8 protein-coding genes are annotated in these 12,746 nt (G+C 69.7%); 4 read left to right on the forward strand and 4 right to left on the reverse strand.

The genetic code is table 11. The features are described 5' to 3' along the window. Position 1: 1 nt before the first annotated feature. The 4 genes from AB0I67_RS04440 (at position 2) to AB0I67_RS04455 (ending at position 7,209) form a co-directional block, all read left to right on the forward strand. Positions 2–838, forward strand: coding sequence for an ABC transporter permease (locus AB0I67_RS04440; RefSeq protein ID WP_357917414.1), 837 nt, complete (start codon positions 2–4; stop codon positions 836–838). Further along, on the forward strand, positions 838–2,910 hold the full coding sequence (locus AB0I67_RS04445) for an ABC transporter ATP-binding protein (protein WP_357917416.1): 2,073 nt from the start codon (positions 838–840) through the stop codon (positions 2,908–2,910). The genes AB0I67_RS04440 and AB0I67_RS04445 overlap by 1 nt, the downstream gene beginning before the upstream one ends. A 24-nt stretch (positions 2,911–2,934) precedes the next feature. Further along, positions 2,935–4,683, forward strand: a complete 1,749-nt coding sequence (locus tag AB0I67_RS04450; protein WP_357917419.1) for an ABC transporter family substrate-binding protein — start codon at positions 2,935–2,937, stop codon at positions 4,681–4,683. Between the two features lie 984 nt (positions 4,684–5,667). Further along, a complete protein-coding gene (locus AB0I67_RS04455) occupies positions 5,668–7,209 on the forward strand; it encodes a hypothetical protein (protein ID WP_357917422.1) in 1,542 nt (513 codons plus the stop codon). Positions 7,210–7,849: 640 nt separating this feature from the next. Here the strand turns inward: AB0I67_RS04455 and AB0I67_RS04460 are convergent. The 4 genes from AB0I67_RS04460 to AB0I67_RS04475 all read right to left on the reverse strand — a co-directional run bounded on the left by AB0I67_RS04460 (position 7,850) and on the right by AB0I67_RS04475 (position 12,738). Continuing rightward, positions 7,850–9,805: an FAD-dependent monooxygenase gene (locus tag AB0I67_RS04460; RefSeq protein ID WP_357917425.1), complete on the reverse strand. Its 1,956-nt coding sequence runs from the start codon at positions 9,803–9,805 to the stop codon at positions 7,850–7,852. 820 nt (positions 9,806–10,625) lie between these two features. Further along, entirely contained in the window at positions 10,626–11,303 is a 678-nt protein-coding gene (locus tag AB0I67_RS04465; protein WP_357917427.1) for a hypothetical protein, read from the reverse strand. A 324-nt stretch (positions 11,304–11,627) separates the two neighbouring features. Further along, positions 11,628–11,924, reverse strand: a complete 297-nt coding sequence (locus AB0I67_RS04470) for an MTH1187 family thiamine-binding protein (RefSeq protein WP_357917430.1) — start codon at positions 11,922–11,924, stop codon at positions 11,628–11,630. 493 nt (positions 11,925–12,417) lie between these two features. Next, positions 12,418–12,738, reverse strand: coding sequence for a hypothetical protein (locus tag AB0I67_RS04475; protein WP_357917433.1), 321 nt, complete (start codon positions 12,736–12,738; stop codon positions 12,418–12,420). Positions 12,739–12,746 lie beyond the last annotated feature (8 nt).

Genomic DNA, 12,746 nt, shown 5'->3' on the forward strand with positions numbered 1-12,746 from the left:
CATGCGGACGAAGATGATCCTGCGTCGCGTCGTGCGCGACCCCCAGGCCATCCTGGGCCTGACGCTCCTGCTCGCGCTGGTGCTGCTCGCCTACGTCGGGCCGCACCTGGGCGCCTGGGAGTGGAACCAGAAGGACTTCCGCGCCTTCCGCAAGCCGCCGTCGGAGTCGCACTGGTTCGGGACCACGCAGATCGGCGGCGACGTCTGGGCGATCACCCTGCGCGGCATGCAGAAGTCGATCATCGTCGGCCTGCTGGCCGGCGTCATCGCCACCTTCCTGGCCGCGATCGTCGGCGCCGTCGCCGGCTACTTCGGCGGCTGGGTCGACCGCACCCTGATGTGGTTCACCGACCTGCTGCTCGTCCTGCCCAGCTTCCTGATCATCGCCATCCTCAGCCCCCGGCTGAAGGGGGAGAGCTGGCTCTGGTTCGTGCTGCTGCTCGCGCTGTTCGCCTGGATGCTCACCGGCCGCGTGGTCAGAGCGATGACGATCTCGCTGCGAGAACGCGAATACGTGCTGGCCGCGGTGTACGCGGGCGTGCCGACCTGGAAGGTCATCACCCGGCACATCCTGCCCAACCTGGCCTCGCTGCTGATCATCGACGCGACCCTGGGAGTCGGCGGCGCGATCCTCGGCGAGACCGGCCTGTCCTTCTTCGGCTTCGGCATCCAACCCCCCGACGTGTCGCTCGGCACCGTCATCGCCGACAGCGCCCGGCAGGTGGTGGCCTACCCGTGGATCTTCCTGCCCGCGGCCGGCCTGCTGATCCTGCTCGTGCTGAGCATCAATCTGGTCGGCGACGCCCTTCGAGACGCCATGGACCCGGGGAAGGCCTGATGAGCAAGAACACTGTGCTGGAGGTCGCCGACCTCTGCGTCACCTTCCCTGGCGACATCCAGGCCGTCCGCGGAGTCAGCTACTCCCTCGCCGGCGGCGAGGTGCTGGGCATCGTCGGCGAGTCCGGGTCGGGCAAGTCGGTGACCTCACTCGCGGTCATGGGCCTGCTCCAGGACAACGCCAAGGTCGACGGCTCGGTCAAGCTGCTCGGCGAGGAGCTGATCGGCCGCGGCGAGGCCCAGCTCGCCAAGGTGCGCGGCAAGTCGATCGGCATGATCTTCCAGGACCCGCTGTCGGCCTTCACGCCGGTCTTCACCATCGGCTACCAGATCGCCGAAGCCATCCACGTGCACCAGAAGGTGAGCAAGGAGAAGGCCTACAAGCAGGCCGTCGACCTGCTGGACCTGGTCGGCATCCCCAACCCGCAGCAGCGGGTCAAGTCCTTCCCGCACGAGTTCTCCGGCGGCATGCGGCAGCGCGCGATGATCGCCATGGCGATCGCGAACGACCCCGACGTGCTGATCGCCGACGAGCCCACGACCGCCCTGGACGTGACCATCCAGGCGCAGGTGCTGGAAGTGCTCAAGAAGGCGTGCCGGGAGACCGGGGCCGGGCTCATCATGATCACGCACGACCTCGGTGTGGTCGCGGGACTGGCCGACCGGGTCATGGTCATGTACGCCGGGCGGCCGGTGGAGACCGGGACCGTCGACCAGGTGTACTACAAGCCACGCATGCCGTACACGATGGGGTTGCTGGCCTCGATCCCGCGCGTGGACGAGAGCCACGGGCGGCGCGAGCCGCTCGTGCCGATCGAGGGCAACCCGCCCTCGCCCTCCAGCCTGCCCCCCGGCTGCCCGTTCGCGCCGCGCTGCCCGATGCACGTCAGCGCCTGCGACGACGAGGAGCCGGAGCTCGTGCCGGTCGGCGGCGGCCAGGCCAGCGCCTGCATCCGGGTGCACGACATCCTGCAGAAGAACCTGACCAGCGCCGACGTCTTCGTCCGCCCGGAGATCCCGCGCGACGAGCGCATCGAGATCCCGCGCGAGCAGCGGCCCACCGTCCTCGCGGTCGACGGGCTGAAGAAGCACTACCCCCTGATGAAGGGCGCGGTCTTCAAGCGCCGCGTCGGCACCGTGTACGCGGTCGACGGCGTCTCCTTCGACATCGCCGAAGGCGAGACGCTCGGCCTGGTCGGCGAGTCCGGCTGCGGCAAGACGACCACGCTGCAGGAGATCATGAAGCTCATGCCGGCGGAAGGCGGCAAGATCGTCGTCCTCGGCAAGGACACCGGAACGCTCAAGGCCGGCGGGCGCAAGACCCTGCGCGGCGACGTGCAGATCGTCTTCCAGGACCCGATGGCCTCGCTCGACCCGCGGATGCCGGTCTCGCAGATCATCGCCGAACCGCTGTACGCGCACGGCCGCAAGAAGGAAGAGGTCGAGGCCAAGGTCGCCGAGCTCCTCCGCCTGGTCGGCCTGTCGCCCGAACACGCCTCCCGCTACCCGCGCCAGTTCTCCGGCGGCCAGCGCCAGCGCATCGGCATCGCCCGCGCGCTCGCCCTGGAACCGAAACTGGTCGTCCTCGACGAGCCGGTCTCCGCGCTCGACGTCTCCATCCAGGCCGGTGTCATCAACCTGCTGGAGGAGCTCAAGACCCGTCTGGGGTTGTCCTACCTGTTCGTGGCGCACGACCTGGCCGTGGTCCGGCACATCGCCGACCGCGTCGCGGTCATGTACCTCGGGCGCATCGCCGAGATCGGCAAGGTGGACGAGGTGTACGCCAAGCCGGCGCACCCCTACACCCAGGCGTTGCTGTCGGCCATTCCGATTCCCGACCCGGACAAGGAACGGGCCAGGAAGCGGATTCTGCTCAAGGGAGATCTGCCGAGCCCGGCCGATCCGCCCTCGGGCTGCCGGTTCCGCACTAGATGCCCCAAGTTCGCGATCCTGCAGGAGAGCGAGCAGGCCCGGTGCATCAACGAAGAACCCGCCGTCTTGCGGGTGCCGCAGGATCCCGACAAGGATCACGCGGCCGCCTGCCACTACGCGCGGGAGATCGAGGTCGTCTGACCTCCCCCCATGAAGGAGAGAGTTGTGAAGGTGCGAATCACGGCGGTAGCCGGTGTCGCCGCCCTCGCGCTGGGTCTGACCGCCTGCGGTGGTGGCGGCACGACTCAGGGCGGCGGACAGGCCAGCACGCCGGCCGGGCAGCCGGCTTCCAGCCCCGCGGCCAGCGACGGCGCGATCAAGGAACTGCCGCCGCAGGACATCAACGAGCAGCCGCGTGAGAAGGTCAAGGACGGCGGCACGCTGCGCCTGGCCATCAACAACCTTGGGCCGCAGTTCAACCGTCTGCACGCCAACGGTGGTCTGGCCGACACCGACAACCTGGCCGACGTCCTGCTCCCGCAGGCGTTCGACTCCGACGGCTCGGGCAACCTCAAGCCGAACAAGGACCTGCTGGTCAGCGCCGAGCAGACCTCCACGAGCCCGCAGACGATCGTCTACAAGATCAACCCTGCGGCCAAGTGGTCGGACGGCAAGCCGATCACCGCCAAGGACTTCATCGCCCAGGCCAACGCCATGAGCGGCAAGGACAAGAAGTTCCAGGCGGGCTTCACGACCGGCTACGACCAGATCGAGTCGATCAAGCAGGGCGCCGACGAGCGTGAAGTCATCATGATCTTCAAGGCTCCGTTCCAGGCGTGGCAGGGTCTGTTCGGCCCGCTGATGTCCGCCGAGGACACCGGCACCCCCGACGCCTTCAACAAGAACTGGCTGAACAAGGTCGGCGTCACCGGCGGCCCCTTCAAGCTGGACAAGATTGACCAGACCGCCAAGACCTTCACCGTCGTCCGCGACGACAACTTCTGGGGCGACAAGGCCAAGCTCGACTCGATCGTCTTCCGTACCCTCGCGGTCGACGCCGAGACCGGCGCCTTCGCCAACGGTGAGATCGACTTCACCGACATCGGCCCCGACGCCGCCGCCCTCAAGCAGGCCGAGGCCGTCCCCGGTGCGGTCATCCGCCGCGCCGCCGGCCCCGACATCCGCCACATCACCCTCAACGCGGGCGGCAGCGAGATCCTGAAGGACCAGAAGGTCCGCCAGGCCGTCTTCATGGGCCTCAACCGCGAGGCGATCACCGAGTCCGACCTCAACGGCCTCGGCGTCCCGGTCAAGACCCTGGACAACCTGATCTACGTCAACACCCAGCCGGCCTACAAGCCGAACGCGGGCGAGTTCGGCACCTACAACCCCGACAAGGCCAAGGCCCTGCTCGAGGAGGCGGGCTGGAAGCTCGAGGGCGCGACGCGCAAGAAGGACGGCAAGGAGCTCGTGCTCCGCTACGTCATCGGCGCCGGCGTCCCGATCACCAAGGCCGAGGCCGAGCTGGCCCAGGCCATGCTGGGCGAGATCGGCATCAAGGTGAACATCGAGCAGGTCCCGCTGGAGAAGTTCTGGGACGACTACGTCTACGCGGCGAACTTCGACCTGTGCTCCTTCTCGCTGCTGGGCACCCCGTTCCCGATCTCTGACACGGTCTCCTCCTACAAGAAGCCGGAGATCAAGGACGGCAAGCCGGTCTACGTCAACAACACCACCCACTTCGGCACCGACGAGATCGACCAGATGCTCGCCACCGCCGCCAGCGAGCTCGACCCGGCCAAGGCCGCCGAGCTGGCCAACGCCGCCGACGTCAAGCTGTGGGAGCAGGCGCTGCGCATGACGCTGTTCCAGCGTCCGCAGATCAAGGCCGCCAAGGCGAACCTCGCCAACCTGGGCGCTCCCGGGTTCGCGGACTCGTCGGAGGTCTGGGAGAACGTCGGCTTCACCGAGTAACCTCCCTCCCTTCCGGGGTCTCCTGACCGGCCCCGGAAACCTGATCCCGGCCAAGCGAATCGCTTGGCCGGGATTTTCTTTTTTCTCCCATCGAGGTCACTCAGCGCCCCTCCGCCGCGCGGCCCTCTTTCCCCTTGTCCCCGCCGCACCGCCCTCTTTCCCCTTGTCCCCGCCGCCCTGCCCCACCCCTCTGCCACACCTACCCGCCGCCACGGCCCCTCCGCCGCGCTTCCCTGCCCTCCCCCCGACCTCCGCCGCCGACCCCTCCGATCCACCATGCCGCCCCGTCCCGCCTCGCCCCGTCCCGCCTTGCCCACTCCCGTCCCGCTCCGCCTCGCCCAGTCCCGTCCTGTCCCGCCTGAGGCCTCCGCTGCCTTGCTGCACACCCCCTTGCCGCAACCCACCCGAACCCCGTCTGGCCCACGCTCCACCCCGACGCCCAGGCGCCGGTCATCTAACCGCCGCTCCTACGCCAAGCCCACCCCGCCTGTCGGTCCCCACTTTCCGGTCACGCAACTACCGGTCATTCGCCCGGCTGCCACCCACCCCCCGGGCATTAACTCCGGGCCATCCACCGAGCTCCCGGGCCGCTCAACCCTCGGGCCGCTCAACCCTCGGGCCGCTCAACCCTCGGGCCGCTCAACCCTCGGGCCGCCCAACCCTCGGGCCGCCCAACCCTCGGGCCACGTCACCCTCGGGCCACGTAACCCTCGGGCCACGTAACCCTCGGGCCACGTAACCCTCGGGCCACGTCACCCTCGGGCCACGTAACCCTCGGGCCACGTAACCCTCGGGCCACGTCACCCCCGAGCCACGTCACCCCCGAGCCACGTCACCCCCGAGCCGCCCGACCCCGGCCTACGTAACCCCTGTAGGCCCCACCTACCCGACAAACCCCCACATCCCACCCACCCCACCCCCGAGTTATCCCCAGAACCCCATTCGGCCCCCCACCGCCGACCAAACCTTCCGCATCCTGCAGTCATGGCCATCACCTACAAGCTCCCCACCCTCCTGACCACCCTCTTCGTCGTGGCCCTGGACCGCCTCCCCGTAGCCGCCGACACCCTCCTCCCATGGCGCATAGGCCGCCCCTACCGCCGAGCCGCCCGCGACGCCCTGGGCACCCCGGCTCTCACCCTCACCCACCGCCGCAGCACCTGGCGCCCAGCCGGCCTCGACCTCCCACCCGACGACCGCCGCCTGCTCCGCCGCTCCCGCCACCACATCCTGGTCTCCACGACGGCGCCGCCGTACGAACAGCCCTTCCGCACCCAGGTCGCCCGAGCCACCGCCCGAGCCATCGCTGAGGAGTCCGGCGGCCTCGTCATCGACCCCCTGGCCGCCCGCGCCGTCTTCACCTGCGACGGCTGCCCCGGCGAACGCGCCGAGTTCCGCCTGGACGATGACTGGCTGGGCTGGGACATCACCGTCCAGGACCACGCCACCTGCCCACCCTGGAACCCCGCCGACAACCGCGCCTGCGCCTGCCTCCGCGTCACCTCCCGCGGCCTGCGCCGTTTCGCCCTCCCCGAGATCACCTTGGACGGCGCCGCCTGTGCCCACACCCTGTGCGCCATCACCCTCCTCCGCGCCGTCGCCGCTCGCCTCGCCGCCGACCACTTCGCCTACCTCGCCACCCACCCCACCGCCCGTTCCCGCACCATCGACGACCACCTCCTCGTCGACCGCGACCCCGTCCCCTTCCTGGTCCGCCTCACCCCCTACACCCCCACCACCAAGGCCCCCTACGCCTTCACCGACGAGACCCCCTACGCCTTCACCGACACCGCTCCCCAGGGCTCCACCGACGCCACCCCCCACGGCTCCACGGACACCGCCTTCTTCGGATCCACCGCCACCGCCCCCTCACCCCCAAGCCTCCGCGTCCACCCCACCCCCGGCGACACCGCCGTCACCTGCCTGAAGGTCGACCCTCCGAACACCTTCCCCGGCACCGTGAACGACTGGCTCTGCGCCACCCAACGCCTAGACCTCCCCATCCCTGCTCCAGCCACGGCCACCGCTGTCACGCTCACCCCTGCCACGCTCGCCGCAGCCTCGACCACCCCTGTCACGCTCGCCCCAGCCCCAGCCCCAGCCCCAGCCCCAGCCCCAGCCCCAGCCCCAGCCACCGCTGTCGCGCTCACCCCTGCCACGCCCGCCCCAGCCCCAGCCACCGCTGCCACGTTCACCGCAGCCCCGACCCCCTCCACCCCCTCCGCCGAGATCCCACCCATCACGCCGGCTTCCCTACCAGCCCCCGCTCCGACCTCAGCCACGGCCACACCCTTTCCACAAAACGCCACGGCCGTGCCCCTCCCACGAAACGTCGTCCCTCTCACTCCGGCCACGTTCCAACCTCCGCCCGCATCACCGCCCCTCGCCGAACCACCCACTTCAGCGGCCCGCCCCACCGCGCCCAGCGCTCTTCCACGCCTTCACCACCAACCCCCAAGCCCCTCCCGCTTCCGCCAGCCGTCTGACGGAACCCTGCACCCCCTCCACGTGGACGATGCCGCATGACCAGGCCCCGCCCACCCCTCCAGGCCCACCCGCCATGACGGCACGGGAAGCAGGCGCCGATGACCGCCCTCTTCGTCCACCTCCCCCTGACCACCACCCCCTGGCCCACCCCGCCTGGCTGCCCACCCCCTGGGCGTGCGGGAACCGAGGGATGCGGGGGAGGAGGCGGGGCCAGGCGAGCAGGTCAGGGCGAGCTGGTGACTGAGCGGAGGCGGGCCAGACGACGAGAACAGCGGCCGATCAACGGCGATCGGGTATGCCGGGGTGGGGCTCGGCAAACAGCGAAGGCGAGCCGAATGACGGGGCCGGTGGGCGAGCTGGTCGCGCGGCAGGAGAGGGAGCGCTCGGGGGAGGACGCGCAAGCCTGGGAGGGAACGAGCACACCTCAGGAGGAGTGAGCACACGCAGAGGAGGCGAGCACAGCTCATGAGGAGTAAGCGCACCGCAGACGGAGCGAGCACAGCTCATGAGGAGTGAGCACACGCAGACGGGGCGGGCACAGCTCATGAGGAGTAAGCGCACCGCAGAGGAACGAGCACAGCGCATGTGGACTGAGCGCAGCTCAGAAGGAGCGAGCACTGCTCATGAGGAGCCGGCACAGCTCAGCTGCACGGGCCCAGCTCAGTCGCACGAGCCCAGCTCAGACCGCAGGAACGGAAGCCCGCCCCAGGATGCGGCCGAGCACATCCTCCAGCACCCCCGCCGGATCACCCACACCCTCCGAGCTACGCCAAGCGATATACCCGTCGGGCCGCACCAGCACCGCCCCGTCGGGCCCAACGCCGTAGACGTGCTGCCAGAACCCGGTGACATCCACCAGCTCGTCATTGATGAGGTGCGGTGCCAGCCGTACCCCCAGCCGGTCCCGAACCTGCCGCCCTGCCTCAGCCCAGTCCCGCCCCCGCGGTCCAGCGAGAAGAACGAACCCAGCCCCGAAGAGGTCGAGCGTCGAGATCGCCCGCCCATCCCAGTCGAGCGGAAGATGAGGTGCTCGGCTACCCGGCCGAGCGGTCGGAGTACGCGGATCCTCGCGAAGGCCAAGGTCATCCCCAGGCTCAGCGAGGATCGCGGAGGAGTGAACCCGAAGCCCGAGAACAGCCGCGACCGGATCCTCAACCGGCTCCGGATAACCCACCCGCAGCGCAGGAGGCATCCGGAACCCGAGGTTCCCGAGCTGCGCATTGGCGGTGAACTCCCCGATGGGCCGCCGCTCAGCGTCATAGGTGTCGAGGAAGGAAGGATGAGCCTGTCCGGTGAGAACGAGCCAGAGCCGCCAGGCGATGTCGCACCCGTCCTGGAGCGCAAGGCTGCCGCCTTGGCCTCCGGTGGGCGGCATGGTGTGCGCGGCGTCCCCCGCGAAGAACACCCGCCCGGCCCGGTACTGCTCGGCCAGGACGTGCCCCAGGTCGAAGGTCGCGTGGTCGAGAAGGCGTACGTCGAGGTCAGGGGTCCCCGTGGCGATGCGGACGAGCTCCACGCAGTGCTCCGGGGTGAAGTCGTCCTCGGTCTGTCCCTCGGCGAAGTTGATGCCGACCACGTGCGCCCCGACGCCGGTGCCGGTGATGAAGACGCCGGTGAAGGTGTCGTTCCGGAGGTACCAGAGGGTGACCTCCCGGTCGCGGACCAGGTCGGTCAGGTCGGCCTCGAACATGATCGAGCGCATCCGCCCCAGCAGCCCCTTACCGATGGTGGAGACGCCCAGGCGCTCACGCAGGGGACTCCGCCACCCATCGGCCGCGATCACGTAGTCGGCCCGGACGATGGTGTCGACGTAGCTGGCGGACTCCGGGGAACTGGGCTCACCGGCGGAGCTGCTGGAGTCAGGAGAACTGGCCCCACTGAGGGGGTTGAAAGGGCTGGAGGGGCTGGCCGAGTCGCCCGAACTGGCTGAGCTGGCCGAGTTACCCGAGTCGCCCGAACTGGCTGAGCTGGCCGAGTCACCCGAGTGGCCCGAGCTGACCCAGTCGCCCGAGCTGGCTGGGCTGGCCGAGTCACCCGGGTGGGCTGAGTCAGCGGGGGTGGTCCGGCTGGTGGAGGTGGGCGATCCCTGGGCGGATGCGGATGCGGATGCGGATGCGGGTGCGGGCGCGGGGGTGGAGGGGACGGGGGAGACGAGGGTGCGGAGGGTGACGGTTACGCCGTCGGGGTCCTGGACCAGGGCGATGACCTCGGTGTTGAAGCGGAGGTCGGCGCCCAGTTCTTCGGCCTTGCGGCGGAGGGCGCGTTCGACCTCCGACTGGGGTGCGCCGGCGTCGCGGGCGGGGGTGAGGCGGGCTAGGGCGGCGATGTCCTGGGCTTGTTCCTCGTCGAAGAGGATGTGCGGGTTCGGGTCGCGCAGGCTGGTGGCGATCGCCATGCGCATGCTGTCGCCGCCGACCTTCGCGGCGATGGAGGCGAGTTGGTCTTCGATGCCCGGGATGGGGCGGAGGAGTTCCATGGCTCGCCAGTTCACGCCGAAGGCCTTGGGCTGGATTGAGGTGCTGGGGTGGCGTTCGGCCAGGATGACGGGGACGTCGCGCCAGGCCAGGGAGGCGGCTGCGCTGAGGCCGGCGTAGCCGGCGCCGACGATGAGGACTGGCACGTGTTCGTGGTGCATGACCGCCTCCTGGGTCGCGACATATCGTGTCTACTGGAATGGGCAACACGATATGTCGCGTACTGGAGCTCGTCAATGGATATTCGAAGTCGAATATTTGTCAGGCGCTGTGCTGGGCCTAGGGCTTCCAGGGGGGGTCGAACGCTGAGTGCCGCGTGTGGTTCGGCGGCTGCCCTGGTGGGGTGATGGCTCAGGCGGATCTGCGGGAGTTTGGAGGGATCGAGCCCGATCTTCAGGGCGATCAACCTGGGGCTCAGGACCCAAGCCGGGACTCGCAGCTCAGTTCCGGGAGGCAAGCGTTGGTCTCAAGGTGGGTGTTGCTCGGCCGCTGGGTTGGCGGGGCGAACCCCGGACGGCGGACGTCCCTGTGCTGAGGGCGATCGTGTCCTCACGCGTGAACGGGGGTGTCGCTAGGCCGCAGCTCCAAACGGGCTAGCCAGGCAGACCGGAGGCTCAACGGGGGGCTCGATCAGGGATCCACTACGGGCTCAGCCGGTGTGTGCGGTGTGTCTCGCCTGCCTTCGTGGGAGGTCGTCTGAGGGCTGCAGCTCTAGGGGGCGGTGGTGGTGGCCGACTGGCTGAGCGATCCGGGGACGGGGCGACGAGGTGGTGAGACGTATGGCGCAGGTGGCTCGGTGAGACGGGTGATCGGTGAGACGGGTGATCGGTGAGACGGGTGATGGGTGAGGCAGGTGATCGGCGAGGCAGGTGATCACTGAGACAGGTGATCGGTGCGGCGGGTGGCGGTGGCCGGCCGCGGCCGGTGCGGAGTGATGGGGTGACGGCGGGAGTCGGTGGGCTTGGTGGTGGGGGACGCGGGTTAGGCGGCGGGGGCCAAGGTGCGGGTTGTGGGGGTCTTGGGGTGGGGGCGGGGGGTGAGGAGGAGGGCGTTGTAGGTGTGTTGGGCTGTGAGGCACCAAGTGATCACCTTGGGGAGGGTTACCGCGAAGGCCAGGCCGATCAGGACGCACATGGGGGTCCAGAGGGTGTACGGCAGGGCCCAGCCGTACAGGGGGTAGGACAGGCCGGCTAGGGCGAGGGTCCACCAGGTGAGGGTGGTGAGCAGGCCGCCGAGGAAGACGATGAAGGCGGTTAGGGCGTAGAGGAGTTCGGCCCAGCGTTGGGGGGTGGTGAGGACGGTCAGGAGGCGGGGCCGGGGGTGGTGGCCGGGGGACTCGGGGCGGGGCGCTGTCTCGGGGTGGGGGGCTGTCTTGTGGCGGGGGGCTGGGGAGGGACGGGGTGTTGGGGGCTTGGTGGGGTGGGGTGCTTCGGGCTTGGTGGGGTGGGGGGTGAGGTGGGTGGTGGTTAGGAGGGTCGCGGCCAGGGTGAGGGGGGCGACGAGGGGGCCGAGGAGGCCGATGCCGGGGAGGAGCAGGGGGAGGAGGAGCAGGGCCGTGGTGGTGGCGAGGCCGAGGGTTGAGACGGTGAAAGCGGCGGCGGCTCGTGCTGTGCCGGTCAGTAGGTCTCTGGTGTCTTGGTAGATCGACTGCTGCCCCATGGTGTCCACGGTAGGGAGCTGGGGCGGGGGCCACCATCTCGCTAGCAACCGGTTGGGGGTAGGGAAAACCCCACCCCTGGACGTCGGGCCTGAGGGCGTGGCGGCGTTGGGCGGGGGCGCTGGCGATCGGCGGAGGGGGTGGTGCCGTGGACGGAGGAGTGCTGGCGTTGGGTTGGAGTGCGGTGGCTCTGGGAGGGGGCGTTGGGCGGGGTTGAGGGGCACTGGGTGGGGGCGTTGGGCGGGGTTGAGGGGGCTCTGTATGGAGGTGGGGGTCGTGGGGTGGGGCGGCGGTGGGTGGAGGAGGGGGGGTTGGGCGGGTGGGGGTTAGTCGGTTGTGAGGTGGCGTTCCAGGGATTCCAGTTTGGTGGTCATGGCGTCTGTTACGCCGGGGCGAAGGTCGGCCTTGAGGACGAGGCTTACGCGGGGGGCGACTTCGGCTACGGCGTCGACTGCGTGTTTGACGACTGCCATGACCTCGTCCCAGTCGCCTTCGATGGTGGTGAACATGGCGTCTGTGCGGTTGGGGAGGCCGCTTTCGCGGACGACCCTGACAGCGCGGGCGACGGGTTCGGCGACGGCCTCGCCGACGCCCAGGGGTGTGATGGAGAAGGCGATGATCATGGGGGTAATGGTACGGACGCGGGGGCGGTGTGGGGTGGAGGGGCGGCGCGTCGTGGGGTGCGCGTGGGTTGGGGGGCCGGATGTTGGGGCGGCCGCGTGCTGAGTGGGGGCAAGCGAAGAAGTCGGCGGCCGGAGAACGCGGTGGCCGGACAACGCGGAAACCCGAGAGCGCGGAGGCCGGGAGCGCGGCTGCCCGGGAGCTCAAGGGCCGAGGAAGAGCCCGGGACGCGAGGGCTTGGGGGCCTCAGATGCTGAGAGAGCTTGAGGTGCCGGGAAGCGGCGGGCGCATAAGAACGGCGGCCGGCTCAGAAGGGCGGCGGGCTCAGAAGAAGGGCGGCCGGCTCAAAAGGGCGGCGGGCTCAGAAGAAGGTCAAAAGGGGGTCAGAAGGGGGCGGGACGGGCTGAGGAGGAAGGGGGCCGAGTTGCCCGAGTTGGACGGGCAGAAGGCGGAGCGCTGCGCCTCAAGAAAGAGAGAGGCGCAGCGCGGCGAGCCTCAGTGGTCGTGGTCGTGCTCGTCGTCCTCGTCGCTCGGCCCGTCGGACGGCTCGACGCCCAGGACGGCCTCACGCGGTTCGACCTCGTCGATGTGCTCGACCAGGGCCAGCACGTGGTCGGGCTCGATGAGCCACTGCAGCGAGCTGGCGCCGGTGTCGTCGGAGGTGACCAGCTCGGCCTGCTCCTTGCGCTCCTCGTCGGTGAGGTCGGCCTCGGGGTGCCGGATCTCGGCCAGGGCGGCGGCCTGGAGGGCGTTCACATCGAGCACCTCGACGGTCAGTTCGACCGTGAGGCGCAGGAACTTCGGTTCATCACTCATGGTGAATG

Source organism: Nonomuraea sp. NPDC050310 (genome assembly GCF_040655795.1).
In the GTDB taxonomy this organism is placed as follows: Bacteria; Actinomycetota; Actinomycetes; order Streptosporangiales; family Streptosporangiaceae; genus Nonomuraea.

Coding starts and splice junctions, on each gene's coding strand:
- AB0I67_RS04440 (WP_357917414.1), top strand. CDS start 2: ATGCGGACGAAGATGATCCTGCGTCGCGTCGTGCGCGACCCCCAGGCC.
- AB0I67_RS04445 (WP_357917416.1), top strand. CDS start 838: ATGAGCAAGAACACTGTGCTGGAGGTCGCCGACCTCTGCGTCACCTTC.
- AB0I67_RS04455 (WP_357917422.1), top strand. CDS start 5,668: ATGGCCATCACCTACAAGCTCCCCACCCTCCTGACCACCCTCTTCGTC.
- AB0I67_RS04460 (WP_357917425.1), bottom strand. CDS start 9,805: ATGCACCACGAACACGTGCCAGTCCTCATCGTCGGCGCCGGCTACGCC.
- AB0I67_RS04465 (WP_357917427.1), bottom strand. CDS start 11,303: ATGGGGCAGCAGTCGATCTACCAAGACACCAGAGACCTACTGACCGGC.
- AB0I67_RS04475 (WP_357917433.1), bottom strand. CDS start 12,738: ATGAGTGATGAACCGAAGTTCCTGCGCCTCACGGTCGAACTGACCGTC.
- AB0I67_RS04470 (WP_357917430.1), bottom strand. CDS start 11,924: ATGATCATCGCCTTCTCCATCACACCCCTGGGCGTCGGCGAGGCCGTC.